At 62.1% G+C, this 25,266-nt stretch carries 23 protein-coding genes and 1 tRNA gene; 9 read left to right on the top strand and 15 right to left on the bottom strand.

Annotation, left to right across the window (positions count from 1 at the left end; genetic code table 11):
- Nucleotides 1–71: 71 nt before the first annotated feature.
- On the top strand, nucleotides 72–584 hold the full coding sequence (locus AC3WLP_RS15955) for a DUF3299 domain-containing protein (RefSeq protein ID WP_041168270.1): 513 nt from the start codon (nucleotides 72–74) through the stop codon (nucleotides 582–584).
- A gap of 109 nt (nucleotides 585–693) precedes the next feature.
- Nucleotides 694–1,377, top strand: a complete 684-nt coding sequence (locus tag AC3WLP_RS15950) for an OmpW/AlkL family protein (RefSeq protein WP_003255412.1) — start codon at nucleotides 694–696, stop codon at nucleotides 1,375–1,377.
- Here AC3WLP_RS15950 and AC3WLP_RS15945 read toward each other — a convergent pair.
- Complete coding sequence (locus AC3WLP_RS15945; protein WP_088513616.1) at nucleotides 1,365–2,570, bottom strand: MFS transporter; 1,206 nt, start codon at nucleotides 2,568–2,570, stop codon at nucleotides 1,365–1,367. The two genes, AC3WLP_RS15950 and AC3WLP_RS15945, sit on opposite strands and share 13 nt — an antisense overlap.
- Nucleotides 2,571–2,673: 103 nt before the next feature.
- On the opposite strand from AC3WLP_RS15945, the gene AC3WLP_RS15940 reads away from it, so the two are divergent.
- The gene (locus AC3WLP_RS15940; RefSeq protein ID WP_011953338.1) at nucleotides 2,674–3,117 is read left to right on the top strand and encodes a winged helix-turn-helix transcriptional regulator; all 444 of its coding nucleotides are present in this window, start codon (nucleotides 2,674–2,676) and stop codon (nucleotides 3,115–3,117) included.
- Nucleotides 3,118–3,147: 30 nt separating this feature from the next.
- On the opposite strand, the gene AC3WLP_RS15935 is transcribed toward AC3WLP_RS15940, so the two are convergent.
- Nucleotides 3,148–4,080: an NAD-dependent epimerase/dehydratase family protein gene (locus tag AC3WLP_RS15935; RefSeq protein ID WP_011953337.1), complete on the bottom strand. Its 933-nt coding sequence runs from the start codon at nucleotides 4,078–4,080 to the stop codon at nucleotides 3,148–3,150.
- The gene (locus tag AC3WLP_RS15930) at nucleotides 4,073–4,957 is read right to left on the bottom strand and encodes a sugar nucleotide-binding protein (protein ID WP_011953336.1); all 885 of its coding nucleotides are present in this window, start codon (nucleotides 4,955–4,957) and stop codon (nucleotides 4,073–4,075) included. The genes AC3WLP_RS15935 and AC3WLP_RS15930 overlap by 8 nt, the downstream gene beginning before the upstream one ends.
- Nucleotides 4,958–5,214: 257 nt before the next feature.
- Here AC3WLP_RS15930 and AC3WLP_RS15925 point away from each other — a divergent pair, with 257 nt between their 5' ends.
- From AC3WLP_RS15925 to AC3WLP_RS15915, 3 genes are read left to right on the top strand one after another with little or no spacing between them, the layout of a single operon-like run.
- The gene (locus AC3WLP_RS15925; RefSeq protein WP_003255421.1) at nucleotides 5,215–5,349 is read left to right on the top strand and encodes a hypothetical protein; all 135 of its coding nucleotides are present in this window, start codon (nucleotides 5,215–5,217) and stop codon (nucleotides 5,347–5,349) included.
- Between the two features lie 17 nt (nucleotides 5,350–5,366).
- Complete coding sequence (locus tag AC3WLP_RS15920) at nucleotides 5,367–6,158, top strand: TSUP family transporter (RefSeq protein WP_088513615.1); 792 nt, start codon at nucleotides 5,367–5,369, stop codon at nucleotides 6,156–6,158.
- An 8-nt stretch (nucleotides 6,159–6,166) separates the two neighbouring features.
- On the top strand, nucleotides 6,167–7,012 hold the full coding sequence (locus AC3WLP_RS15915; protein ID WP_088513614.1) for an alpha/beta hydrolase: 846 nt from the start codon (nucleotides 6,167–6,169) through the stop codon (nucleotides 7,010–7,012).
- Between the two features lie 11 nt (nucleotides 7,013–7,023).
- On the opposite strand, the gene AC3WLP_RS15910 is transcribed toward AC3WLP_RS15915, so the two are convergent.
- Nucleotides 7,024–7,833, bottom strand: a complete 810-nt coding sequence (locus AC3WLP_RS15910; RefSeq protein WP_011953334.1) for a helix-turn-helix domain-containing protein — start codon at nucleotides 7,831–7,833, stop codon at nucleotides 7,024–7,026.
- Between the two features lie 178 nt (nucleotides 7,834–8,011).
- On the opposite strand from AC3WLP_RS15910, the gene AC3WLP_RS15905 reads away from it, so the two are divergent.
- Both AC3WLP_RS15905 and AC3WLP_RS15900 read left to right on the top strand, forming a co-directional pair.
- Entirely contained in the window at nucleotides 8,012–9,454 is a 1,443-nt protein-coding gene (locus tag AC3WLP_RS15905; RefSeq protein WP_004576900.1) for an alanine/glycine:cation symporter family protein, read from the top strand.
- Between the two features lie 63 nt (nucleotides 9,455–9,517).
- On the top strand, nucleotides 9,518–10,516 hold the full coding sequence (locus AC3WLP_RS15900; RefSeq protein ID WP_011953333.1) for an asparaginase: 999 nt from the start codon (nucleotides 9,518–9,520) through the stop codon (nucleotides 10,514–10,516).
- Between the two features lie 106 nt (nucleotides 10,517–10,622).
- Here AC3WLP_RS15900 and AC3WLP_RS15895 read toward each other — a convergent pair.
- From AC3WLP_RS15895 to AC3WLP_RS15855, 9 genes are all read right to left on the bottom strand, one after another.
- A tRNA-Sec gene (locus tag AC3WLP_RS15895) sits at nucleotides 10,623–10,718 on the bottom strand.
- A 6-nt stretch (nucleotides 10,719–10,724) separates the two neighbouring features.
- Nucleotides 10,725–12,647, bottom strand: a complete 1,923-nt coding sequence (selB, locus tag AC3WLP_RS15890) for a selenocysteine-specific translation elongation factor (RefSeq protein ID WP_088513638.1) — start codon at nucleotides 12,645–12,647, stop codon at nucleotides 10,725–10,727.
- Nucleotides 12,644–14,071 (bottom strand): L-seryl-tRNA(Sec) selenium transferase, encoded by a 1,428-nt coding sequence (gene selA, locus AC3WLP_RS15885; protein ID WP_014755157.1) that lies wholly within the window; start codon nucleotides 14,069–14,071, stop codon nucleotides 12,644–12,646. The genes selB and selA overlap by 4 nt, the downstream gene beginning before the upstream one ends.
- 144 nt (nucleotides 14,072–14,215) lie before the next feature.
- The gene (fdhE, locus tag AC3WLP_RS15880; protein WP_017148060.1) at nucleotides 14,216–15,142 is read right to left on the bottom strand and encodes a formate dehydrogenase accessory protein FdhE; all 927 of its coding nucleotides are present in this window, start codon (nucleotides 15,140–15,142) and stop codon (nucleotides 14,216–14,218) included.
- A 4-nt stretch (nucleotides 15,143–15,146) separates the two neighbouring features.
- Nucleotides 15,147–15,803: a formate dehydrogenase subunit gamma gene (locus AC3WLP_RS15875; RefSeq protein ID WP_011953329.1), complete on the bottom strand. Its 657-nt coding sequence runs from the start codon at nucleotides 15,801–15,803 to the stop codon at nucleotides 15,147–15,149.
- The gene (fdxH, locus tag AC3WLP_RS15870) at nucleotides 15,800–16,750 is read right to left on the bottom strand and encodes a formate dehydrogenase subunit beta (protein WP_011953328.1); all 951 of its coding nucleotides are present in this window, start codon (nucleotides 16,748–16,750) and stop codon (nucleotides 15,800–15,802) included. Before fdxH ends, AC3WLP_RS15875 begins: the two co-directional genes overlap by 4 nt.
- Complete coding sequence (fdnG, locus tag AC3WLP_RS15865) at nucleotides 16,750–19,818, bottom strand: formate dehydrogenase-N subunit alpha (RefSeq protein ID WP_143494999.1); 3,069 nt, start codon at nucleotides 19,816–19,818, stop codon at nucleotides 16,750–16,752. The genes fdxH and fdnG overlap by 1 nt, the downstream gene beginning before the upstream one ends.
- Before the next feature lie 147 nt (nucleotides 19,819–19,965).
- A complete protein-coding gene (locus AC3WLP_RS15860; protein WP_004576896.1) occupies nucleotides 19,966–20,727 on the bottom strand; it encodes an SDR family NAD(P)-dependent oxidoreductase in 762 nt (253 codons plus the stop codon).
- Nucleotides 20,728–20,748: 21 nt separating this feature from the next.
- Nucleotides 20,749–21,534, bottom strand: a complete 786-nt coding sequence (locus AC3WLP_RS15855) for a sulfite exporter TauE/SafE family protein (RefSeq protein WP_017148059.1) — start codon at nucleotides 21,532–21,534, stop codon at nucleotides 20,749–20,751.
- 201 nt (nucleotides 21,535–21,735) lie between these two features.
- On the opposite strand from AC3WLP_RS15855, the gene AC3WLP_RS15850 reads away from it, so the two are divergent.
- Nucleotides 21,736–23,118, top strand: a complete 1,383-nt coding sequence (locus tag AC3WLP_RS15850; RefSeq protein ID WP_003255445.1) for an aminotransferase-like domain-containing protein — start codon at nucleotides 21,736–21,738, stop codon at nucleotides 23,116–23,118.
- A 90-nt stretch (nucleotides 23,119–23,208) separates the two neighbouring features.
- On the opposite strand, the gene AC3WLP_RS15845 is transcribed toward AC3WLP_RS15850, so the two are convergent.
- Both AC3WLP_RS15845 and AC3WLP_RS15840 read right to left on the bottom strand, forming a co-directional pair.
- Nucleotides 23,209–23,754, bottom strand: coding sequence for a single-stranded DNA-binding protein (locus AC3WLP_RS15845; protein WP_003255446.1), 546 nt, complete (start codon nucleotides 23,752–23,754; stop codon nucleotides 23,209–23,211).
- A gap of 9 nt (nucleotides 23,755–23,763) precedes the next feature.
- The gene (locus AC3WLP_RS15840; protein ID WP_088513613.1) at nucleotides 23,764–25,158 is read right to left on the bottom strand and encodes an MFS transporter; all 1,395 of its coding nucleotides are present in this window, start codon (nucleotides 25,156–25,158) and stop codon (nucleotides 23,764–23,766) included.
- Nucleotides 25,159–25,266 lie beyond the last annotated feature (108 nt).

The raw sequence follows: 25,266 nt of genomic DNA, 5'->3' as shown, positions 1-25,266 counted from the left end.
CAGGGAGCCCCACAGGCTTCGGAGCTTGTGCAGTACCTGTGGGAGCGGGCATGCCCGCGAAGAGGCCGGCAATGCACATGCTGCTGGCCTTGCTGTTGCTGGTAGCGATGCCTCTATGGGCCGCCGAACCCAAGGAGCTGGACTGGCCCGCCCTGATCCCCGAAGGCGCCCCGGTCATCCCGCCGCAACTCACCCCGCTGCACGACATGTCACAGCTCAGCAACGCCCTGTCTGTCGAATCCGCCCCACCCGCGCGTCAACAGGCGCCCGATGCGCCAGTGGTAAAAAGCCTCGACGGCCAACAGGTCAAACTACCCGGCTACATCGTGCCACTGGAGGTCAGCGAAGAAGGCCGCACCACCGAGTTCCTGCTGGTCCCTTACTATGGCGCGTGCATCCACGTGCCGCCGCCACCGCCGAACCAGATCGTGCACATTTTCAGCGAGATGGGCGTGCGCGTCGAAGACCTCTACCAGCCCTACTGGATCGAGGGAAAGATGCAGGTTAGAGCTTCCAGCAGCGAGTTGGCCGACGCCGGCTACCAGATGGAAGCCGAGAAAATCTACGCTTATGAGCTGAGATGAGAACTGTTTCGAATTCGTGAAGACGCTTCTTTGAGCTGGGTCAAACTTTCCGTTTAACCAGCTCCGTACCATTGGACCACTCGATTAATAACGTCCTTTGGGAGCTTCCATGAACAAGTCCTTGCTGGGTGCCTCGCTTGTGGCCCTTGCGCTCGCCGCCCCTGCCGCCCACGCCTATCAGGCGGGGGACATGATCCTGCGCGCAGGCGCCATCACCACCGCCCCGAACGAGAGCAGCGGCGACCTCAAGTTTGACGGTAACAAAGTGTCGGGCACCAAGGCGACCCTGGACAGCGATACCCAGTTGGGCCTGACCTTTGCCTACATGCTCACCGACCACATCGGCCTGGAGCTGCTGGCAGCTACCCCGTTCAAGCACACCGTCGCCGTAAAAGGCCTGGGCGGCGGGCTGGACGGCAAGCTGGCAGACATCAAGCAACTGCCACCGACGCTGTCGCTGCAGTACTACCCAATGGAACCGAATTCGCGCTTCCAGCCGTACGCTGGCGTCGGTATCAACTACACCCTGTTCTTTGACGAAGACTTGAGCAGCGCACGCAAGCAACAAGGCTTCAGCAACCTCAAGCTGCAGGATTCGGTAGGTATCGCCGGCCAACTGGGCATGGACTACTTGCTGACCGACAACCTGCTGGTAAACGCCTCGGTCTGGTACGTCGACATCGACACCAAGGCCAGCGTCAACGGCCCGACCGCCCTTGGCTACAGCAAGACCAAGGTCAACGTCGACGTCGACCCATGGGTATACATGGTCGGCCTTGGCTACAAGTTCTGACCTGAACATTGCAGGGCGGCTTCGGCCGCCCTCGCGCGTTGCAGCCATAGCCAGTAGCACAGTGCGACGGCACTGATGCCCATGCCAAGCCCACACACGGCAACCCAGCCCCAGTGTGCATACACCCAGCTCGCCAACACCGCCCCCAAACCGCTGCCCAGCGAATAGCAACACATATAGGCGCCGATCAAACGGCTAGCCATCGCACCACGCCCCGCCAGCAACAGGCTCTGGTTGGTGACATGCACTGCCTGCACGGCAAAGTCCAGCATCAGCACACCCAGCACGAAGGCCAGCAGTGAATGCTCGACGAACGCTGTTGGCAGCCACGACAGCGTCAGCAGGGCCAACGACACCCCGGTCGTACGCTCACCCCTTCCAAGGTCGGCCAGACGACCGGCATGCGAAGCCGCCAGCGTACCCGCGACACCTGCCAGGCCAAACAGGCCGATCTCGGTATGGCTCAGCGCCAGCGGCGCAGCACTGAGCAGCATGACCATGGCACTCCACAGCACGCTGAATGCGGCGAAGATCAACACACCGAACACGCCGCGCTGGCGCAGCAACCGGTCGTGCCGATACAGGCTGAACTGGGCCATGATCAGCGCCCGGTAACCCGGCCGACTCCTCATCGGCTGCCCGCCGGGCAGACTGCGCCACAGCACCAGCGCCAACACCATCAAGAGCCCTGCGGCGACCAGGTACACACTTCGCCAACCGGCCAGGTCAGCGAGCCCGCCCGAAGCCAGCCGTGCCAGCAGAATACCCAGCACCACACCACTGGTGACGGTGCCTACCGCCTGCCCTTGCTGACCAGGTGAGGCCAGGCTCGCGGCATGAGCCACCATCACCTGCACCATGACTGCCATCAACCCGGCGATAGCCAGAGCCAGCAGCAATATTGCCCAGTTCGGCGCCATGCCAACGCCGACCAGCGCAAGCGCCGAGAACAGCAACTGGCCAAGCAACAGACGTTTACGGTCGACCAAGTCCCCGAGGGGCACAATCAGTAGCAGCCCCAGGGCGTAACCCCCCTGGGTCGCGCCAACGACCCAGCCAATCTGCTGTTGCGCCACCCCCAACTCAGCAGCCATCGACTCAAGCAGCGGTTGAGCGAAGTACACCGTTGCCACAGCCATCGCACTGGTGGTGGCAAGCAACAGGGTTATCCAGCGTGTCAGCGAAGGTGTCATCGGGCAAAGCCTCTGGAATCTGGTTTCAATTTGAAACCACATGCTGGCTATTTAGCAAATGTGGTTTTAATCTGCAACCAGATAATCAAGACAGGCTTGCCCCATGCTCGATGAAAACAATGCGCAGTGCCCCGTGGCCCGGGCTCTGGAGGTGCTGGGTGACCGTTGGGCGCTGATGATCCTGCGCGATGCCTTTGACGGCCTACGGCGTTTCAGTGAATTTCAGAAGAACCTGGGGCTGGCGAAGAACATCCTCACCTCGCGGCTAAAGCTGTTGGTGGAAAGCGGGTTGCTGATGACACAGCCGGCGTCGGATGGCAGTGCCTATAAAGAATATGTGCTGACCGACAAAGGGCGGTCGGTGTTTCCAGTGGTGGTTGGTTTGAGGCAGTGGGGGGAGCGGTTTCTGTTCGAGGCGGGTGAAACGCGTTCGGAGCTGGTGGACGGCGTGACGGGGCAGGCGCTTGAAATATTGCAGGTCCGTGGCCAGGATGGGCGGGTCTTACATCCCGAAGATTGCCAGCGCAGAAGGGTGCGGCATGGGTGATGTCAGGGCTGCTGAGCAGCCCCGCGGGGCTCAGCCTTTACCGAGAAGCTTTGTCAGGCCTTCAACCATCGGCGTTACCTGCGCAAATTTGAACCGCGCCAACAACCGCTGGTTATCCGCTCGCGAATGGCGGATATCACCCGATCGCGCCGCCGCATAGCTGATCGCTGGCAAGCTCCCTACAACCTTCTCCAGCGCAGCCAGCAACTGGTTCAGTGAGGTCGCCTGGTTCAGCCCGATGTTCACCGCCCCCTCCTCAACCTGCGGCTGCTCCAGTGCCTGCACCATCACCTGCACCAGGTCGCCCACGTAAAGGAAGTCACGGGTCTGCTCGCCGTCACCGAACACTGTAATCGGCAAGCCCTGCACAACGCGCTCGCAGAAGATGCTGATCACCCCGGAATACGGTGAGGAAGGGTCCTGCCGTGGCCCGAAGATATTGAAGAAGCGAAACACCACCGGCTCCAGACCATGCTGGCGACGGTAGAAGTCCAGGTACTGCTCACTGGCCAGCTTGTCCACGGCATAAGGGGTCAACGGCGCCTTGGGCGTGTCTTCGGAAATCGACTCCCCTTCACCATTGTTGCCGTACACCGCTGCGCTGGAGGCGAAGAGCACCCGGCGCACGCCATGCACGCGCATGGCTTCGCAAACGTTGAGGGTACCGATGAAGTTACTCTGGTGGGTACGCACCGGGTCTTCGACCGAGGCCTGAACCGACGCTACCGCCGCCAGATGCACCACAGCACGGCAGCCAGCCGCAGCCTGAGTGACCAGCCCTGCATCGGCAACATCACCTTCGATCAGTTCCAGCCGTGGGTGGTCGACCTGCAGATTGCTTCGCCGGCCGGTGGAGAAGTCGTCGAGAATGCGTACGGCGTAGCCTTTGTCCAACAACGCATCGCACAGGTGGGAGCCAATGAAGCCGGCACCGCCGGTGATCAGGATGGGGGCGTCAGCCATGGCGGTAGAACCGGTCCAGTAGAGGTGGCAAACCAGCGCGCCAGGCACGCGGCTTGATACCGAAGGTATGAAGGATTTTCTTGCAGGCCAGTACCGCGTGCTGTGGCTCTTCGCTGGCATCCGGGCGCGCGGCATGGGCCTGCGGCGTGGGGGCCTGAACGGCCAGCTGGCGGTATTGACCGGCCTCGGCGAGGATCGCCTGGCCCAGCGCCAGCGGCGTGGTCGCCTCATTGCCGGCGTAATGGTAGGTGCCCCACAGCGGCGCATTGCAATCCAGTTGCTTGAGCACCGACAGGATCACTCGGGCGGCATCATCAACCGGCGTCGGGTTGCCACGTCGATCATCGGCCAGCAGCAGTTCCTGTGGTTGCTCGGCACGGGTCAGGAAGCGGCCCAACGCGCCATCGATGCTCTCGTCCAGCAACCAGCCAAAGCGCAGCAACACATGCTGCGGGCAGGCCGCACGCACGCTCTGCTCGATGCGCCATAGGGCCTGGCCACGCAAGCCCAGCGGCACTGGCTCGTCCTTTTCGCTATAGGCCGTGGCCCGCGAACCATCGAACACACGGTAGCTGGAGGGCTGCACCAAGGTGATCTGATGGTGCTGGCACAGCTCTGCCAACCGCTCCACCGCCCGCTCCTGTTGAACCAGGCGCTGCTCGCTGACCGACTCGGCCTGGAACCAGTCGAAGTAATAGGCCAGGTTGACCAGCGCGTCGGGGCGATGGTCATCGAGCAGCTGAGTGAGGCTTGAGGGCGCCCAGCCGTTCTCGGGCGGGCGCGGTGCCAGGAATGCGATGTCCTCCTCGGCCCCAAGACGAATCAGCGCTTGCCCGAGGGCATTGCCACCACCCAACAGCATTAGGCGCATACGCATAGAGTCAGCAGATCCGGAGAGGTTGATGAGAAAAAAGAGTCATTTTGCGGTTTCCTGCCCGGGAAGTCCAACACCGGACCCGTTCGATGCCACAGGGGGTGATTCCACCGTTTCACTGCTCAATACCGCCACAGACAGAAATCTCCTACGACATACGAGGAATGGGCTGACTACCACGTCTCGGCATAACTGCATTGAATAGTCGACTCCCACTTGCCAGTCAGGGAGTTTCACCTAAAAACGACAAGGAACGTTCAATGCTTCATTCAGAAGCTGCCTACCTGGATTTCTACCCAGAGGGCAACCGGCGCCTGCTTATCCGTCAGTTCGGATACTCCCCCTTCGCCGTACCGTTGGTGCTCGCTGAAGACCCGCTGCTGGTACGTGGTTGAGCACAGGAAAATACCCCATGATCGAAATCGACTTGACGTTTGTTCTGCTACTCGCACTGGTTGCACTGATGGCCGGCTTTTTTGATGCTATCGCCGGCGGCGGTGGCCTTATCACGCTCCCGGTGTTGTTTATTGCCGGTGTAGAACCCTTGGCAGCTATTGCCACTAACAAGTTCCAGGCAGCTTCGGCTACGGTTTCGGCTACGTGCGCCTTCGCCCGCAAAGGCATGATCGACTGGAGACGTGGCAGTCCCATGGCTGTCATGGCGTTCATCGGTGGGGCGTTGGGGGCCTTGTCGATAACTTACGTCCCCAAAAGCGTTTTACAGGCGTGCGTCCCACCACTGCTGATCCTGATCGCCGCCTACTTTGCCTTCAGTCCAAAGCCGAATGAACAAGCGCGCAAGGCAAAGGTATCGACTAGCCTATTCTGCGTGACGGCTGCACCCATCATTGGCTTTTATGACGGCATCTTCGGCCCTGGAGTCGGCTCGTTCTTCATGCTGGCCTGCGTGGTCCTCTTGGGCCAGCACTTCATTCAAGCCGTATGCACCAGCAAGCTTTTGAACGCGGCCTGTAACCTGGGCGCATTGTCAGTTTTTTCTCTCAGCGGGGCGATCATCTGGCCGCTGGCGCTGGCAATGGCGCTCGCCGCCTTTCTGGGCGCACAATTGGGGGCTCGCTGCGCAGTTCGCTTCGGCTCGCGCCTCATAAAACCGCTGCTGGTCAGCGTCTGCTGCATCATGGCACTCAAACTGCTGCTCGATACCGGCAACCCGCTCGGCGAATGGCTCAACCAGTTCTTCTAGAGAGCACCATGCACATTCAAAAGGCTTCCCCGCAGCGCGTGAAGTGGCAGTTTGACGAGCCCGCCCCGGGCAAAGAGCTGTTCATCAATGAAGTCTTTGAAAACTACCAGCAACAGGCGCGATTGCTGGTACCTGATATCGAGCGCGCAGCCCCCGCATTCGTTTTGGGGGGCGCGCGTTCCGACTTTACCCGGCTCAACCCTCTGCTTTATCGCCTGCAAACCGCAGGCATTGGTTCACTCACTGGCAATCTGTCAGGTCATAGCCTCGCCAGCGAGCCAGGCGCAGTGTCGCCGTCACTGGCGACGAACCTTGATGAAGCAAAGCGTTTCCACGCGCATATCGCGCCTCGATGCCGAACGCTCATTGGCCACAGCCTTGGCGCGGCCATTACGCTTAAGCTTGCAGCACAGTTGCCACAAGTGGACAGCATCGTATTGATCTGCCCTGCAGTTTATCCAGACGATGCCCACCAGGCGCCGTTCGGCCCGGCATTCACTGCCGCCATCAACAAGCCTTTCGGTTTTCTGGAGAGCGATAGCTACACCTTCCTCAACCAGTTTCGAGGAAGAGTATTGATGGTGATCGGCGAGTACGACGGGCTCAACTCCCAGCGATTCGGCAAAGGCCCCGGTACCAGCGCTGGCAACCTGTGGCTTGCTGGCACTGAACGCTATAGCCCGATTCCTGAAGAAGTTAACCTCGCCTTGATGCGAGCAGTTTCAGCGTCACGTTTGCAATGCCTGTTTCTTACCGACTGCGACCATGGCATCGCAGCTCATTTGCGCAGTACTCCGGCAATAGCGGACCAGGTTGCCGACACGGTCGCAACGTTCATCCTCGACAATGCTTAAGGCGTTTAGCATTACTCGATCTCGAACAGACCATTGCGCAATGGCGCCACGCTCAATCGCTCGCGCACATCGTCATCTATGCGCGGATCATCCGGCCGGTACAGTTTCACCTGCCGATACGCATTGATGCGATTGATCTCCTCGCCCAGGTATTCCCACACCACCCGGGTACAGGCCGGGTTGCGCCGGTCACCGCTGGATACGCCGGCCTTCAGGCCATTCAGCCGGGTAATGCGGCTTTTGAAGCTGGGGATGAGGATGGTCTGGCTCATTTCGTTGAACGTCAGCGACTCGTAGTCGATGAGGAACATCCGGTCCTGCAGCTGGAACGCCGCCCCCAGGTAGCGGCAGCGTACCTCGGCATGCTGATCGGTGGTGCTGGAGCGTTCCTGCCGTTCCTGACGCTCGAACAGAAAACGGCCGCGCTCTTCCCACAGGTGCACCAGCGACACGAGGGTCGTGCCCGGCACCGACATGCAGTTGGAGTACTCGAAGTAGTAACCGCAATAGCGCGAAAGGTTGCCGCCATGTTCGTGCAACGGGCGGAACAACTCGCTGATCGGGTCACTGGGCTGCTGGGCCTGGGGCGATACCCGCGCACCGATCAGACGGGCGAACTGCTCGGCGGGCAGGTTCAGTTCGTAATCCTCGACACCGAAGAAGTCGCCGATACGCTTCAGGTTGAAAGCCGTCGGACGGCTTTGCCCGCTCAGGTACTTGTTGAACTGTGCGCGGTTGATCGACAGCTGGCGGCAAACTTCGGAAATAGAGCGGTAGTGACTGCAGGCAAGTTTGAGGTTTGTAGCGAAGTGATCGCTCATATGCGGAATCCAGGTGACGCGAATGACGCCATTGTAGCATCAAGTCGCATCAAGTCAGAGCAATCCGCGAAATTGTAACCACTCTTGTCATAGCCAACCATGCGCCCCAACGAATAGCGGTGCGCCTGCCGTCCGCTGGTCTTTCCACACGAAGAATAAGAATCGAGGTCATTTTCCAATGCTCGAAGTAATCAACGATTTCCTTTCGGGGAAACTCCTCATCGTGCTGATCGTCGGGCTGGGTAGCTACTTCACCATCCGCTCCCGGTTCGTCCAGTTCCGCCACTTCACCCATATGTTCAGCGTGTTCAAGGAATCGCTGCGTGGCCAGGCAGGCCAGCTGAGCTCCTTCCAGGCCCTGATGCTGAGCCTGGCCGGCCGCGTGGGCGCCGGCAACATCGCCGGTGTCGGTATCGCAGTGACCCTGGGTGGCCCTGGTGCCGTGTTCTGGATGTGGGTTACCGCACTGGTGGGCATGTCCAGCAGCTTCTTCGAATGCACCCTGGCCCAGGTGTACAAGCGCGCTGATGGCGACGGCCTGTACCGTGGCGGCCCGGCCTACTACATCCAGCACGGGCTGAAGCGCAAGAGCATGGCCATCGTGTTCTCGATCTTGCTGCTGGTCACCTACGGCTTCGCCTTCATCGGCCTGCAGTCGTACACCGTCACCCACTCGCTGCAGAATGCCTTTGCCTTCGACCCAAGCCACACCGGTATTGTGCTGGCCGTACTGCTGGCCATCACCTTCATCGGCGGCATCAAGCGCATCGCGGCGGTGTCGGACCTGCTGGTACCCGTCAAGACCCTGGCCTACATCGGCGTGACCCTGTACGTGATCGGCACCCAGATCGAACACGTGCCAGCCATGCTGGAAACCATCTTCAAGAGCGCCTTCGGCCTCGACCCGGCGTTTGCCGGCCTGCTCGGCAGCGCCATCGTCATGGGCGTGAAACGTGGCGTGTTCGCCAACGAAGCAGGCCTGGGCAGCGCGCCGAACGTCGCCGCCGTGGCCGCGGTGAAACACCCGGGCGCACAGGGCGTGGTCCAGGCCTTCAGCGTGTTCCTCGACACCTTCGTGATCTGCACCTGCACCGCCTTGCTGATCTTGCTGTCGGGCTTCTACACCCCGGGCTTCGAAGGTGACGGCATCGTCCTGACCCAGAACTCGCTGGCCGCCGTAGTCGGTGACTGGGGTCGCGTGTTCGTCAGCGTGGCGCTGTCGCTGTTCGTCTTCACCTGCATCCTCTACAACTACTACCTCGGCGAGAACAGCCTGCAATTCCTCAGCCGTAACCGCGCAGTGTTGATGGTGTTCCGTGGCCTGGTGCTGGCACTGGTCGTGTGGGGTTCGATGCAAGACCTGTCGACCGTGTTCGCCTTCGCCGACATCACCATGACCTGCCTGGCCTTCGTCAACCTGGTGGCCCTGGCCCTGCTGTTCAAGGTCGGCCTGCGGGTCATGCGCGACTACGACGACCAGCGCAAGGCCGGTGTAAAGCAGCCTGTGTTCGACTCGTCCAAGTTTGCCGACCTGGACCTGGACCGCAATGCCTGGCCTGCCAATCCGCAGGTGGAAACAGCCACTGACAACGCAGTCGGCCAAGTTCAGACGCAGCGCTGATATCCTCCCCTGCCCAGCCGCCCCTTCCGCGGGCGGCTTTTCTTTGTCCGCTCACCGCTACGGATGCTTTCCATGCGCGCAGTAAAGAATCTTCTCGTTCTCTATACCGGTGGCACCATCGGCATGCTCGAAACACCCGAAGGCCTGGCACCGGCCGGTGGTTTTGACGCGCGGATGCGTGAACACTTTGCCCAGATGGCCAATGCACCCCAGGTGCAATGGACACTGCACGAGCTGAACCCGCTGCTCGACAGCGCCAATATGCAACAGCACAACTGGCTGGCGATGCGCGATGCCATCGTCGCGGCGGTGGATGTCGCGGGCCACGATGGCGTGTTGGTGCTGCACGGTACCGACAGCATGGCCTACAGCGCTGCTGCGTTGTCGTTCCTGTTGCTGGGCCTGCCAGCACCAGTAGTGCTGACCGGCTCGATGCTGCCGGCAGGTGCCCCGGACAGCGATGCCTGGGACAACCTGTGCGGCGCATTGCGCCAGTTCGAACACGGCCTGGAAGATGGCGTGCAGCTGTACTTCCACGGTCAGCTGCTGCATGGCTGTCGGGCGTCGAAGCTACGCAGCGAAGCGTTCGATGCCTTTGCTGCGCTGCCACGCCACCGTGACGCTGAGCGGGCCGATACGATCCCTGCCGAACTGGGCTACAAGCAGCCGCGCAAGCCGGTCAACCTGGCGGTTGTGCCAGTATTCCCGGGGCTTCAGGCCGGGCATTTGCAGGCCTTGATAGACAGTGGTGTGCAGGGTTTGCTGCTGGAGTGCTACGGCAGCGGGACCGGGCCATCGGATGACCAGGCGCTGCTGAATGTGCTGAGCGCAGCGCGCCAGCGCGGCGTGATGCTGGCGGCTATCAGCCAGTGCCCGGAAGGCTCGGTGGTGTTCGACACCTATGCAGCGGGCAACCGCTTGCGCGGGGCCGGGCTGGTCAGTGGCGGTGGCATGACCCGTGAAGCAGCGCTGGGCAAGATGGTGGCGCTACTGGGCGCAGGGTTGGATGCTGACGCAGCAGACCGCTGGTTTGTCCTGGATCTGTGTGGCGAACGGGCTTGATCAGCGCCTTTTAGGGCCTCTTCGCGGATAAACCCGCGCCTACGACGATTGCGTTTCCTGTGTAGGAGCGGGTTCACCCGCGAAGAGGCCCTGAAGGGTGAAAAAATGGCGGAAGGCAGCGGGAGTCGAACCTGCCCGGGAACGGCTGCCGTCCCCAACCGGGTTTGAAGCCCGGCCGCGCCACCGGGCGCGATTGCCTTCCTTGAACTCAGTGCCTGGCCTGTTGTTGGGCCAGGGCGCTGTCGGCGCGGATGTGACGCTGGTCGGCCACCCTCCGGGTCAGGCCGATGCGGTCGAAGTATTCCAGAATCTGCACACTGCGCTTGCGACCGATGCCCAACATATCGCGAAACGCGGCAACCTGCACTATCTGCGTTTCGCTGGCCTGCCCCAGCATCAACGCTGCCATGCGCTGCAGCGTCGCCTCTGGATAGAACAGGTCGCGCACCACCTGATGCACCAGACCCAGCCGGGCCAACTTGCGCAGTAACAGGCGCACATCGGCTTCGGCACGGTTCTCCTCACCCGCCAGCGTCCTGACCCAAGGTGGGTCGTATTGCCCTGCGATCAACTTCGGCTGCAGACGTGCCCACAATGCACTGTCGGCTTCGCTCAACTGCACCTTGTGGTCGGGCAGATGCAGCCATGGCCCGCTGCTGGCGATGGCGCTGTCGTCGAGCAGTTCATCCAGCAGGCTGACGAAAGCCGGCCGTTCCAGGGGCAAGGCTACAAAGCGCCGCAGGCGATCGCGGTCCGGGCCGAGCTGGTCGGGCTCTTGCTCGTGAAAGCGCGCCAGCTGTTCCAGAACCTGCTGCTTGAGCGCCTGCCATTGGGCGTTGGCGAACAGCAGTTGGCCCTGCCGGGTGGCCACCACCCGCACATCATCCGGTAACTGCCAGGTTTCCCGCAGGCGGTTGAACTGCCGCTCGAGTCGCTGCGGGCTAATGCCGCCCGGTGCACTGGCGAGCAGTGCTGGCAGTGCCTGCTCCAGATCCGCTGCATCGCGCAGCACCTGCAACTGCTGCAGACGGGCATCGCTGCGGCGTTGGCGGCTTGGTGCGAACGGGTCGAGCACCTTGCCGCCGCCCAGTGTGCGTTGGGCGCGCTGATCGCGCAGCACCAGGCGGTCGCCGTGCACGGCCTGCAACGGCGCGTTGAGCAACAACTGGGCAAACATGCGTTGACCGGCAGTCAGGCTTTCGCCTTCGAGCAAGGCGACCCGGGCCGTTACATCCTGGGTGCCGAGGTGCACATGCACAGCACTGAAATGTTCGAAAGCACGCTTCTCGCCAGGTAACAGGTTTAGCTCGATATCCACCCGAACACTGGGCGCATGCAACCATTCGGGCACCAGCCAGTCGCCCCGGTGCACCTGCTCCACGGCCAGGCGCTCGGCAGCGATGTTCAGCGCCACCCGTTGGCCTGCTTCTGCCACCAACGCGGCCTGGTTCTGTGCATGCAGGCCACGCACGCGTACCACCTTGCCGGCCTTGCCCAGCAACAACGTATCACCCGCACTGACCCGCCCGGCCAGTGCCGTGCCGGTGACCACCACACCGGCGCCGGTAACCGCAAAGGCACGGTCGACGGCCAGGCGAAAACCACCGACGACACTACGCTGCCGTGTACCTGCTTCGGCCTCCAGCAGGGCCTGACGCAACGCGTCCACGCCCTCCCCGCTGATGCTCGACAGCGGAAACTGCCGCGCACCGGCATATGGCCCAGGCGCCAGCAATTCACTGACTTGCATCTGCACCTCGGCCAGACGCGACGGCTCGACCCGGTCGCATTTGCTGATCGCCACCAAGGCCTGGGGAATGCCCAGCAGCTCGATGATCGCCAGGTGCTCACGGGTCTGCGGCATGACCCCGTCGTCGGCCGCCACTACCAACAGCACCAGGTCGATGCCATGGGCGCCGGCCAGCATGTTGTGGATAAAACGCTCGTGGCCCGGCACATCGATGAAGCCGGTCAGCGGCGCGCCTTCGCTCAGCGCCGCATAGCGGTAGCCAAGGTCGATGGTCATGCCGCGGGCGCGCTCTTCTTGCCGCTGATCGCCGGCCTGGCCGGTCAGCGCCAGCAGCAGTGCGGTCTTGCCGTGGTCGATGTGGCCAGCGGTACCAACGATCACTGCACCGGCCCCAGCTGCAGGGCTGGCAACTGGGCCAGCCACTGGGCTTCGTCATCCAGCTGGCGCAGGTCCAGCCACAGGGCATCGTCATCAATGCGGCCCAGCACCGGCACCGGGAGGTCACGCAGGGCTCGCTCCAGCACATGCAGGCTGCGCCCGCGCAACTTCTTCGACACTTGCGGGCGCAGGCACAGCGCGGCACTGGGCAAGCGTGCAACCGGCTGGCTGCCACTGCCGATCATGCCCAACGCGGGCTCTACACGGATGGCCCATTGCTCGCCGAGGCGCGCCTGGAGCTCAGGCGCCAGGCGCTCGGCCTGGGCCTGAATCTCGGCCTGGCTGCGAGTCAGCAAGCGCAGGCTGGGCAGGCGCTCGGCCAGGCGATCGGGGTTACGGTACAGCGCCAGCACCGCTTCGAGTGCAGCGAGGGTGATCTTGTCGACGCGCAACGCACGCTTGAGCGGATTTTTCTTGATCCTGGTGATCAAGTCCTTGTGGCCGACGATGATCCCGGCTTGCGGCCCCCCCAGCAGTTTGTCGCCACTGAAGGTGACGATATCGGCACCATCGGCCAGGGCCTGGCGTACCGTGGGTTCGGCGGGCAGGCCCCAGCGGGTAAGGTCGAGCAGGCTGCCGCTGCCCAGGTCTTCAAGCAGTGGCAGTTGATGTTGGTGGGCGATACGTGCCAGCTCGACAGTAGGCACCTGGGTGGTGAAGCCCTGGATGCTGTAATTGCTGCAATGCACCCGCATCAGCAGGCCAGTGCGCGGGCCGATGGCCGCCTCGTAGTCGCGGGCGTGAGTACGGTTGGTGGTGCCAACCTCGTGCAGCTTGACGCCGGCACGGGCCATGATGTCGGGAATGCGGAAAGCACCACCGATCTCGATCAGTTCACCGCGAGAGATGATGCCCTCCTTGCGCGCGCCCAGGCTGTTGAGCGCTAGCAGCACGGCGGCGGCATTGTTGTTGACCACAGTGACGGCTTCGGCGCCGGTCAGCTCGCGAATCAGGCCTTCGATCAGGTCATCACGGTCGCCACGTTTGCCGGTGGCCAGGTCGAATTCCAGGTTGAGCGGGTAACGAGCGGCGGTCTGCATGGCCTCGATGGCTTCTTCCGGTAGCAAGGCGCGGCCCAGGTTGGTGTGCAGCACGGTCCCGGTGAGATTGAACACGCGGCGAACCTGGCTGCGTTGCTGGAGGGCGAGGCGTTCGCCGCTGCGGCCAAGGAGGATTTCCGGAGCCAGTTCGGCGCTGCCGAGTTCGCCATGACGGGCGGGCTCGCGCAGGTCGTCGAGCAACTGGCGCAGGGTATTCAGCACGGCGTCACGGCCGTGGCGATCGATCAGAGGGAGGCAAGCCGGGTGGCGAAGGAGGGTATCGATGGACGGCAGGCGTGGGGTGTCGCTGGCAAGGCTGTTGGACATGCGGTACTACCTTGGACTGATCCGTTGTCTGTGCTGGCCCATTCACGGGTGAACCCGCTCCTACAAGTACAGCGGGTTGGCGCAATTACCTGTAGGCAGGGGTTTGACCGCGAAGAAGGCAAGTCGATCTTTCAGTGTAGACACTCACCCGCCACCGGGCGCGAGCATCAGGTTGGGCGCCAGGCGATGGAAGCCCTCCCCGTCCAGACGTATATCCAGGGCCAGGCTGGCCAGATCATCGGCCAGCGGCTCGGCCGCCGCATCGTTCTCCAGGTAGTTCTGCTTCAGGTAGCTGTCGCACCCTGGGCAGCATTCCGCGCGCAGCGGCGCTTTGCCTGGCGCATGGCGATCATCCTCAAGGCTGGTGTAACGCAAGTCCTTGCTCGACTCGCAGTACACGCACTTGACCCGCACCACATGCCACTCACAGGCACACAACGAACAGGCCAGGTAACGCAAGCCGTTGTGCTTTCCACGGTTGCGCACCACCCCGGCCATCGCCGGCGAACCACAAGCCGGGCATTGGGCCAGGCTGCCGGCAGGCTTGAGCTGGTGTGCGGGCAGCGCCAGCAACCAGCTGGACCAGGCCGCCTGCAACGCGGCCCCGAGAAACGGCACCAGTGCTGCAGGCACACCATCGTACTGGCCTGCCAGCAAAGCAATGCCCCAGCCCTTGCGCTGATTGTCATCACTGCCTCGTAGCACCTGCAGGGCCTCACCCATCGGACCACGGGTTTCGCCGCTGAGGTGCTCTAGCAGTGCCTGCAACCAGACCAGCCATGGCCCTTCACGCACCATGCTGTCAGCCGCCAGCGGCGGCAAACCATGATCCATGCACAGGCGCTGACGCGCCTCGGCCACCGGCATGCCGCCGGGCGGGTTATCCACAAGCTGCTGCTGGATGCGGCATAACCGCGCAATCAACCTCAGGTAGTCGCCAAGCGCGTTGCCCTCTGCCAGTTGCTCCAGGCGCGCGGCACGCAGTTCAAACAGGTTGGCGGCAGGCAGGTGCAGAAATGGCGGCGTGACTGCCGACGCTTCGATCTGCCCGGGTTCGAGTAGGGTGCTCAAGCGCTTATCCTTCTTTTCGTCCGTGATCACCCGGCGTCTTGTCGCCGGTCACTTCGCGGTACCACAACTCATGATGCTTGCGGGCCCAGGCGCGGCTGACCCAGCCATGCAGCATGGCGCCGATCGAGCCCTTGATCCAGATGCCGGCGTAGATGTGCACGATGATGCTGAGAATCAGCACGAAGGCCGCCAGCGCATGCAGCAGCGCAGACAAGCGAATGGCATCGATGCCAAACCAATGGCTGAAGTATGCGCGCCAGATCACCACGCCACTGACCAGCAGCACCAGCATACACACCAGCAGGGTCCAGAACAGCAGCTTCTGCCCGGCATTGTACTTGCCGATCGGCGGTACGCCCTCCTCCTCGTTGCGCATTACCCGGTCCACCCGGCGCAGCCACAGGCGGTCATTGGCGGTGATGAAGTTGGCCCGCCAGAAGCGCAATACCAGGCCGAGGAAAAACACGAACATCGCCACCCCGATGAAGGGATGCAGAATACGCGTCCACGGCCCGCCGCCGAACAGGTTGCTGAGCCAGAATAGCGCCGGATGGAACAGCGCAAGCCCCGACAGCCCAGCCAGGATGAACAGGATCGCCACCACCCAGTGGTTGCTACGCTCGTTGGCGTTGTAGCGCAGGATGGGTTTGTTGTCGTTCATGGCCGCTGCTCCCCTTGCCCACCGGGCTGCTTCGGATCATAGACATGGACCGACGGGTCCACTTGATGCACGCTTTCGTCCGGCGGTGTCGGGTGTTCATCCTCCTCGACACGCTGTGGGCCGATCCGCACATAGTGGAAGAACCCCGCCAGCACCGCCGCGCCCATGGCCAACAGCGCCAGCGGCTTGGTGAAGCCCTTCCACAACCCCACCAACGGACTGATCACTGGCTGGTCCGGCAGGCCGGCATACAGCTTTGGTGTGTCGGCATGGTGCAGCACGTACATCACGTGGGTACCACCGACGCCATCCGGGTCGTACAACCCGGCCTTGTCGTAGCCCCGCGACTTCAGATCGACGATGCGCTCGGCCGCATGCACTTTCATCTCGTCCTTGCTGCCGAACACGATCGCTCCGGTCGGGCAGGTTTTCACACACGCCGGCTCCAGCCCCACGCTGACGCGATCGGAACACAGGGTGCACTTGTACGCCTTGTGGTCTTTCTGCGAGATACGCGGGATGTTGAACGGGCAGCCGGTGATGCAGTAGCCGCAGCCGATGCAGTGGTCCTGGTTGAAGTCGACGATACCGTTGGCGTGCTTGATGATCGCGCCCGGGCTCGGGCATGCCTTCAGGCAACCTGGGTCGGCACAGTGCATGCAGCCGTCCTTGCGGATCAGCCACTCCAGGTTGCCGTCGTCGCGCTCATGCTCGGTAAAGCGCATCAGTGTCCAGGTCTCGGCAGTGAGGTCCTGGGGGTTGTCGTAGGTGCCGTGGTTGTGGCCAACCTCGTCACGCAGTTCATTCCACTCCGAGCACGCCACCTGGCAGGCCTTGCAGCCGATGCACTTGGTAGTGTCGATCAGCTTGGCGACCTGCTCCTGCTGACGCACCGAGGGCGGCACGGTAGTGGTGGCCGAGCGGGCGATGATGTCTTGGCTGGCCATCAGAGTTTCTCCACTTTCACGAGGAACGACTTGGACTCTGGCGTCTGCGTATTGCCGTCACCGAGGAACGGCACCAAGGTATTGGTCAGGTAGCCATGCCGGGTAGCGCCGGTGAAGCCCCAGTGCAGCGGAATGCCGATTTGGTGCACGGTCTGATTATTGACCTGCAGCGGGCGAATCCGCTTGGTCACCACCGCCACCGCATCGATATGCCCACGCTTGCTCGACACCCGTACCCGGTCGCCGGCCTTGATGCCTTTCTCGTTGGCCAGCACCTCGCCTATCTCGACGAACTGCTCGGGCTGGGCAATGGCGTTGAGCCGGCAATGCTTGCTCCAGAAGTGGAAATGCTCGGTTAGCCGGTAGGTGGTCGCCGCATAAGGGAACTCATCGTGCGTGCCGAGGGTGTCCCACACAGAATCGAAGATGCGCCCGGCCGGGTTGCTGGTGGCCTTCTTGTTCTGCGGGTGCAGCGGGTTGATGCCGATCGGTGTTTCGAAGGGCTCATAGTGCTCGGGGAACGGGCCTTCGGCCATTTTGTCGATGGCGAAGAAACGCGCCACGCCTTCGGGGTTCATGATGAAGGGGTTCATCCCCGCCTCGGGCGGCGAGTCGACCTTGAAGTCCGGCACGTCGGTGCCGGTCCAGGCCTTGCCGTTCCACCATACCAGGCGCTTTTTCTCCGGGTCCCACGGCTTGCCTTGCGGGTCGCTGGAGGCACGGTTGTAAAGGATGCGGCGGTTGGCCGGCCAGGCCCAGGCCCAGTTCTGCACCTGGTGCATGCCATACGGGTCGCTGTTGTCGCGGCGAGCCATCTGGTTGCCCTGTTCGGTCCAGCTACCGGCAAAGATCCAGCAGCCAGACGCGGTGCTACCGTCGTCCTTGAGCTGACCGAAGCCCGCCAGTTGCTGGCCCGCCTTGATCACCGCGCCAGTCGGGTCGGTGACATCGGCCACCGCCCAGCCGTTCATCTCCTTGGCCAGCTCCTCCGGGGAGGGCTCTTCAGGGATCTTGTACGGCCAGCTGATATTCATTATCGCGTCAGGGTAGGCGCCCCCTTCGGCCTGGTAACGTTGGCGCAGGCGCAGGAACAGCTCGCTCATGATCTGCACGTCGGTGCGCGTCTCGCCCGGGCCGTCTGCGCCCTTCCAGTGCCATTGCAGCCAGCGGCTGCTGTTGACCAGCGAGCCGTCTTCCTCGGCGAAGCAGGTAGTGGGCAAGCGGATCACTTCGGTCTGGATAGAGGCCGTGTCGACATCGTTGAACGGCCCGACGTTACGCCAGAATTCCGAGGTCTCGGTGGCCAAGGGGTCCATGATCACCAGCCACTTGAGCTTGCCCAGTGCCGCAGTGACGCGGTTTTTGTCCGGCAGCGCGGCGATCGGGTTGAAGCCCTGGCACATATAACCGTTGACTTTGCCCTGGCCCATCATCTCGAACATGCGCAGCACGTCGTAGGCCGGTACATCGAGTTTGGGCAGCCAGTCATAACCCCAGTTGTTTTCCGCCGTGGCATTGGCGCCGTACCAGGCCTTCATCAGGCTGACGTGGAACTTGCCGTAGTTCTGCCAGTACGACAACTGCCCAGGCCGCAGCGGCTTGGAAGCGCGCTTGTCGATGTAGGCGGCGTAGTCCTGCTCGGCGTCACCGGCCAGGGTCAGGTAGCCCGGCAGCGAATTGGACAGCAGGCCGAGGTCGGTCAGGCCCTGGATGTTGGAGTGCCCGCGCAGGGCATTGACCCCGCCACCGGGCATGCCGACGTTGCCGAGCAGCAGCTGGACCATGGCCGCACTGCGGATAATCTGCGCACCGATCGAATGCTGCGTCCAACCTAGCGCATAAAGGATCGTCATGGTCTTGCCCGGAACCGAGCAGGAGGCGATCTCTTCCCAGACCTTCATCATGGCGTCCTGTGGCATGCCACAGGTCATGCTCGCCAGTTCCGGGGTATAGCGGCTGTAATGCTGCTTCATCAGCTGGAACACGCAGCGAGGATGCTGCAGTGTCGGGTCGACCTTGGCATAGCCGTCCTCACCCAGCTCGTAACCCCAGCCGGACTTGTCGGCGTACACACGCTTGGCCTCGTCGTAGCCGCTGAACAGGCCATCCTCGAAGCCATAGTTCTCTTTGACGATGAACGACACGTCAGTGTAGTTGCGCACGTACTCGTGCTGGATCTTGTCGTTGCTGAGCAGGTAGTTGATCAGCCCGCCCATGAAGGCGATATCGGTGCCGGTCCGGATCGGCGCGTAGTAGTCCGCCACCGAAGCGGTACGGGTAAACCGCGGGTCGACCACAATAAGCCGCGCCTTGTTGTGCGCTTTGGCCTCGGTCACCCACTTGAAGCCGCACGGATGCGCTTCTGCTGCGTTGCCACCCATCACCAGGACCAGATTCGCGTTGGCGATATCGGACCAGTGGTTGGTCATGGCGCCACGGCCGTACGTCGGGGCAAGACTTGCCACCGTCGGGCCATGTCAGACACGTGCCTGGTTATCGAACCCCAGCATGCCTGTTGCGCGGATGACCTTGTGGGTCAGGTAGCCAGCCTCGCTGGAAGCAGCGGAAGCGGCAAGAAAACCGGTGGTGAGCCAGCGGTTGACCGTTTGGCCTTGGGCATTCTTCTCGATGAAGTTGGCATCGCGGTCCTGCTTCATCAGGTCGGCGACGCGGTCCAGCGCCTCGTCCCAGCTGACCCGCACCCACTCTTTGCTGCCCGGCTTGCGAACCTCGGGGTACTGCAGGCGGCTCGGGCTGTGGATAAAGTCCAGCAAGCCGGCGCCTTTCGGGCAAAGTGTGCCGCGGTTGACCGGGTGGTCGGCGTCCCCTTCGATATGGATGATGTTCTGTTTGACGTTCTTCCCCGCATCACCCTGGCTGTACAGGATCAGGCCGCAGCCGACCGAACAGTAGGGGCAGGTGTTACGGGTTTCTTTGGTATGCGCCAGCTTGAAGTGACGCACCTGCTCGGCGAATGCCGGCGTTGGGGCCATGCCCAACGCCGCAAGGCTCGAGCCTCCAAGGCCGACGGCGGCGACCTTGAAGAACTGCCGACGGTTCAGGTCCATCGTGCACTCCTGATCAGGTGGTGGACGCGCGGAACATTGCCGGCGCCTCTTGGTAGTCACGGTGGCGGCCAATTGATGGCCGCCAAAGGATAAGACTAGTCAAGAATCCAGAAGGTGCGATGACCTGGGTCAGTGGTGCGGCCCCGATCAGGCACGTGGCAAGTTGCGCACCACATTCAGCGCCGCACTGCTCTGCGCCACAGGCATGATCTCGATGGTATTGATATTCACATGCGCCGGCTGCTCGGCAACCCAGGCTACCGTTGCTGCGATGTCCTCCGGCAGGAGGGCCTCTACATCCCGATACAAGGCCTGCACGGCGTCCAGGTCGCCATTGAGGCGCACCACCGAGAAGTCAGTGCCTGAGCACAGCCCCGGCTCGATGTTGCTCACCCGCACGCGGGTGCCAGCCAGGTCGGCACGCAGGTTGAGGCTGAACTGGCGGACGAACGCCTTGCTGGCGCCATACACGTTACCGCCCGGGTAGGGGTAAGTGCCGGCAATCGAGCCGATGTTGATGATCATGCCGCTATCGGCTTCCACCATTTGCGGCAGGATCTTGTGGGTGACCATGGCCAAGCCGGTGATGTTGGTGTCGATCATCTGCTGCCAGTTTGCGGCACTGCTGGTTTGGGCTCGATCCACGCCCAGCGCCAGCCCCGCGTTGTTGACCAGCAGATCGATCTGCAGCGACGCCTCACGCAGCTGCTCGACCGCCTTCTCGAGCGATTCGGGGTCAGTGACATCCAGCGCCAGCGGAATGAAATTTACGCCCAGTTCGTCCTCAAGTGCTTTCAGTTTGTCCATGCGCCTGGCGCCACCGACCACACGGTAGCCTTTGCCGATCAGGGTGCAGCAGATGGCGCGGCCAAAGCCTGAGGAAGCACCGGTTACAAATGCGGTTTTCATTCGTTATCTCCTATCAATGGGTCAGGTCAGGTACTTCACGCCCAGGCTGGTGAACAGGCAGAGCATCGAGAACACCAACGCCTTGCGCACCACATCGTTGCCTTTACGCAAGGCCAGGGAACTGCCCAGGTGGTTACCGAGGATGTTGCAGGCCACAAGTGGCAATGCCAGCAGGTAGACGACCTTGCCTGCGCTGACGAACGCCACCAAAGCACCGATGTTGGAAGCGAAGTTGAAGGTTTTGGAGTTGGCTGAACTGGAGACCAGGTCCATGCGCAGCAGGTAATGGAAAGCGATGATGAACATGCTGCCGGTACCGGGGCCGAAAAAGCCGTCATAGAAGCCGATGACCAGGCAAGTCAACGGCACTACGGTGTACAGCATTCGCGAAGACAGCTCGCGCTCCTCGACCGGACGATCCTTGGGGGTAAGGAAAATGAGAATGCCGAGCGGGATCAGTGCCAGGATGATCTTGCCCACCGTTTCCTGCGAGATCGATACGATCAGGTGTGCCCCCAGGTAGGCGCCTAATAGCGAAAACGGCACCCCGACCAACGCTACCTGCCAGACCATCTTGCTGTTGGCCAGGAAGTTGCGGATAGCCGCCAGCGTGCCGAGGGTACTGACCAGTTTTTCCTGGCCCAGTGCCACTTGGGGCGGCAGGCCAACCAGCAGAAAACCCGGCACCAGAAACAAACCACCACCACCGGCAATGCTGTCGACGAAGCCCGCAACGAAGGCGATCGCGCCAAGTATGAGGACTGCCAGCAACCAGTGCTCCGCCCAGTAAGAACCCAACATTTCCATAGCGATGTCCATCCAGTGGAGCGTTATGCCAGGCGCAGCCCGAGTGTGGCCGGTCTGATCGGTGCGATGATTGTAATTTCAAAAATTGAATCGATTCAATCTAAAATAAATTCAACTCAATTTAACCAATTACCATCATTACCTGCATCCGAGCTTTCATGCTAGGCTTTCGCGCTCTTGCAGAGCCTGGTGCCATCTCCCATGTGGGTTCCCCAATACAGCCATCAAACACAGCCGGTTTACCTGATGATCGCTGATGCCCTTGAACAGGACATCGAACGTGGTCGGCTTGCAGAAGGTGATCGCTTACCCACGCTCAAGGACCTGGCCGAGGCGCTGAATGTAACCCCCGGCACGGTTGGCAGGGCCTACGACGAAGCAGCCAAGCGTGGTTTGGTGGCTGGCGAGGTAGGCCGAGGCACATTTGTCAGGCAACTGCGGCAGCCATTACCCGCCCCGTCGGTGCCCACACCCGTTGCCGGCGAAAGTAGCCAGATCGACCTCTCGATCATCAAGCCCAACGACGCTCACATGAGCGAGTGGCTAGGCACGGCTATCCGCGAACTGGCCGCCTCCTCGGACTTGGGGCAGGTACTCGACTATGTGACAGAAGGTGGCCACACGTCCCACAAACAAGCCGGTGCGACCTGGATACAGCGCTGGCTGCCTGATGCTCGCTGGCAGCAGGTGGTACTGACCGCTGGCGCCCAGCATGGGCTGCTGGTGGCCATCAGCAGCCTGTCGAAGAGTGACGATGTGGTGCTGTGCGAGTCGCTCTGCTACCCGGGCATCATATCCCTGGCCCACAGCCTGGGCCGGCGCCTGCGCGGCGTCGCCATGGACGAACACGGGCTCATCCCGGAGGCATTGCGCGCGGCCTGCCTGGAACACCGCCCTTCCCTGCTGGTGTGCGTCACCACGCACCAGAACCCGACCAACTCGATCATGCCCCCAGCAAGGCGTCAGGCTATCGCCGAGATCGCCCGTGAGTTCGACCTGTTCATCGTGGATGACGATATCTACGGTTTTCTCGAGCCCGACCCGGGCTACAAGCCGCTTGCAGCGTATGCGCCTGAACGCTCGGTGTACCTCACCAGCCTGTCCAAAAGCGTGCTGCCGGCACTGCGCATCGGCTACCTGTACGCCCCGCCGCAAACCCTGTCGCGGTTATCATCGATGGTACGCAGCAGCGTGTGGATGCCATCGCCACTGATGGCGCAACTGGCCAGCAACCTGATCAACAGCGGCAAGGCCGACCAGCTGGTGCGTATGCAGCAACAGGAGGCGGCCGCGCGCCAGCACATGGCCCGGGAGATTCTTGGCCAATACAAGATCCGCACCCAGCCTCACAGCTTCCATATCTGGCTGGAGCTGCCAGAACCGTGGACCAGCGACGAGTTTGCCAACCTGGCGCGTGATAACGGCGTAACGGTGGTCAGCGGCAGCCAGTTCCTGCCAGAACGCAGCCACCCCACCAGCGGTGTGCGCATCGCCCTGATGGCACCCAGCCGCCAGGCACTGGGCTTTGCCCTGACCAAGCTGGCAAGCCTGCTGGATTCGGCGGAGCCGCGGTTGTTCTACTGAAAGCGATGCCAGATACGCGGTGCTGCCCATAAAAAAACCCAGGGCAACTGCCCTGGGTTTCTGGTCTTGCTGAACGCCTTACCGCTCTGATCAGAACGGAATATCGTCATCGAAGCTGTCGAAGTCAGCAGCCGGCTGCGGCGCAGGCTGTTGCGGCGCTGGGCGCTGAGGGGCCTGTTGCGGGCGCTGGGCCTGCTGGCGTGGCGGTGCCTGGTTGTACTGTTGCTGCTGGCCGCCACCGTAATTGCCGCCACCCTGGTTGTATGGGTCGCCGCCCTGCTGCTGGCCTTGCGGACGACCGCCGAGCAGCTGCATGGTGCCGTTGATGTCGACGATGATCTCGGTGGTGTAGCGCTTGATGCCGTCTTTTTCCCACTCGCGGGTCTGCAGCTTGCCTTCGATGTAGCACTGCGAACCCTTGCGCAGGTACTCGCCAGCGATTTCGGCAACCTTGCCGAACAGCGACACACGGTGCCACTCGGTACGCTCGACCTTCTGGCCCGACTGCTTGTCAGTCCACTGCTCGCTGGTGGCCAGGCTCAGGTTGGTCACGGCGTTACCGTTGGGCAGGTAGCGGACTTCGGGATCCTGGCCACAGGTACCGACCAGAATGACTTTGTTAACCCCACGGGCCATAACGTTCTCCTAGGCTTCGCACGCCGAAGAGGCTGGATTCACCAGTCGCTCGAGGGTCGCACGGTCCAAAATTTTCGTATCCAGTTTGATATAGATGGCGGCTTCTTCTGCCACCACCACAGCGTCGGTCACACCCGGCACGGCCATCAGGCGCTCGGTCAGGCCGGCTTCCCGGACCGCCTCAGGCGTCAGGGGCATGCGCAGGCTGGTCACATATGGCGGCTCGTTCATGCGCAAGGCGACGATCAGCCAGATAGCACACAGCACCGCGCTACCGAGGAACACCGTGTTCAGCCCACCGTGCTGGAACAGCCAGCCGCCAAGGATCCCGCCTAACGCTGCACCGAGGAACTGGCTGGTGGAATACACCCCCATTGCCGTCCCCTTGCCACCGGCAGGCGACACCTTGCTCACCAGAGAAGGCAGCGAAGCCTCCAGCAGGTTGAATGCGGTAAAGAATACCACGGTGCCAACCACCAGTCCGCGCAAACCGTCAGCCCACTCCCAGAAGTATATCTCCGTCAGCAGCAGGACACTGACCGCGCCGGCCAACACACGTTTCATCTTGCGCTTTTTTTCGCCGTAGATGATGAACGGGACCATTGCAAAAAATGAGATGAACAGCGCGGTCAGGTACACCCACCAATGCTGCTCCTTGGGCAGGCCGCCACGCTCGACGAACGCCAGCGGCAGCGCAACGAAGCTGGCCATGAGGACGGCGTGCAGGATGAAAATGCTGACGTCCAGGCGCAGAAGGTCCGGATGGCGCAGGGTCGGGCCGATGGCCTGGCGCGCCACACCCGACTCGCGGTGCTGCAAAATGCTGTGGGTGCTGGGCACGACAAACGCGATCAACAGCATGCCGACCAGGGCCAGCCCAGCCGTGACCAGGAACAAACCTGACAAACCAAAGGCACTTGTCAGCAATGGACCGACGACCATGGCGACAGCAAACGACAGGCCGATGCTCATGCCGATCATGGCCATGGCCTTGGTCCGGTGTTGTTCGCGGGTGAGGTCCGACAGCAGTGCCATGACCGCAGCAGAAATTGCCCCCGCGCCCTGCAGGATGCGCCCGGCAATCACGCCCCAGATAGAGTCGGCCTGGGCCGCCAGTACACTGCCCAGGGCGAAGATCACCAGCCCCAGATAAATCACCGGCCGGCGACCGATGCGGTCGGAAATCATCCCGAACGGGATCTGCAATACCGCCTGGGTCAGGCCATAGGCACCAATGGCCAGGCCGATCAGGGCAGGCGTGGCGCCAGCCAGGTCCATGCCGTAGGTGGCCAGTACCGGCAAGACCATGAACATGCCCAGCATACGAAAGGCAAAGACCAGGGCAAGGCCGCCAGCGGCGCGGGTTTCGCCGCCACTCATACGCTCGTTGTGGGTGTCGTGCATGGATTAACCTCGTGTGAACCGGCGGCGATTCTATCAGTCCGACAGCTTGACGGCATCTACGCGACGCTTTGCCGCGTCATACTGGCGCGCCGTATACTTCCTTGTTTA

This window comes from Pseudomonas sp. FW305-E2 (assembly GCF_058782925.1).
This window is presented reverse-complemented; position numbering and strand designations above follow the sequence as displayed.

Coding starts and splice junctions, on each gene's coding strand:
- AC3WLP_RS15955 (WP_041168270.1), top strand. CDS start 72: ATGCACATGCTGCTGGCCTTGCTGTTGCTGGTAGCGATGCCTCTATGG.
- AC3WLP_RS15950 (WP_003255412.1), top strand. CDS start 694: ATGAACAAGTCCTTGCTGGGTGCCTCGCTTGTGGCCCTTGCGCTCGCC.
- AC3WLP_RS15945 (WP_088513616.1), bottom strand. CDS start 2,570: ATGACACCTTCGCTGACACGCTGGATAACCCTGTTGCTTGCCACCACC.
- AC3WLP_RS15940 (WP_011953338.1), top strand. CDS start 2,674: ATGCTCGATGAAAACAATGCGCAGTGCCCCGTGGCCCGGGCTCTGGAG.
- AC3WLP_RS15935 (WP_011953337.1), bottom strand. CDS start 4,080: ATGGCTGACGCCCCCATCCTGATCACCGGCGGTGCCGGCTTCATTGGC.
- AC3WLP_RS15930 (WP_011953336.1), bottom strand. CDS start 4,957: ATGCGTATGCGCCTAATGCTGTTGGGTGGTGGCAATGCCCTCGGGCAA.
- AC3WLP_RS15925 (WP_003255421.1), top strand. CDS start 5,215: ATGCTTCATTCAGAAGCTGCCTACCTGGATTTCTACCCAGAGGGCAAC.
- AC3WLP_RS15920 (WP_088513615.1), top strand. CDS start 5,367: ATGATCGAAATCGACTTGACGTTTGTTCTGCTACTCGCACTGGTTGCA.
- AC3WLP_RS15915 (WP_088513614.1), top strand. CDS start 6,167: ATGCACATTCAAAAGGCTTCCCCGCAGCGCGTGAAGTGGCAGTTTGAC.
- AC3WLP_RS15910 (WP_011953334.1), bottom strand. CDS start 7,833: ATGAGCGATCACTTCGCTACAAACCTCAAACTTGCCTGCAGTCACTAC.
- AC3WLP_RS15905 (WP_004576900.1), top strand. CDS start 8,012: ATGCTCGAAGTAATCAACGATTTCCTTTCGGGGAAACTCCTCATCGTG.
- AC3WLP_RS15900 (WP_011953333.1), top strand. CDS start 9,518: ATGCTTTCCATGCGCGCAGTAAAGAATCTTCTCGTTCTCTATACCGGT.
- selA (WP_014755157.1), bottom strand. CDS start 14,071: ATGTCCAACAGCCTTGCCAGCGACACCCCACGCCTGCCGTCCATCGAT.
- AC3WLP_RS15875 (WP_011953329.1), bottom strand. CDS start 15,803: ATGAACGACAACAAACCCATCCTGCGCTACAACGCCAACGAGCGTAGC.
- fdxH (WP_011953328.1), bottom strand. CDS start 16,750: ATGGCCAGCCAAGACATCATCGCCCGCTCGGCCACCACTACCGTGCCG.
- AC3WLP_RS15860 (WP_004576896.1), bottom strand. CDS start 20,727: ATGAAAACCGCATTTGTAACCGGTGCTTCCTCAGGCTTTGGCCGCGCC.
- AC3WLP_RS15855 (WP_017148059.1), bottom strand. CDS start 21,534: ATGGAAATGTTGGGTTCTTACTGGGCGGAGCACTGGTTGCTGGCAGTC.
- AC3WLP_RS15850 (WP_003255445.1), top strand. CDS start 21,736: ATGTGGGTTCCCCAATACAGCCATCAAACACAGCCGGTTTACCTGATG.
- AC3WLP_RS15845 (WP_003255446.1), bottom strand. CDS start 23,754: ATGGCCCGTGGGGTTAACAAAGTCATTCTGGTCGGTACCTGTGGCCAG.
- AC3WLP_RS15840 (WP_088513613.1), bottom strand. CDS start 25,158: ATGCACGACACCCACAACGAGCGTATGAGTGGCGGCGAAACCCGCGCC.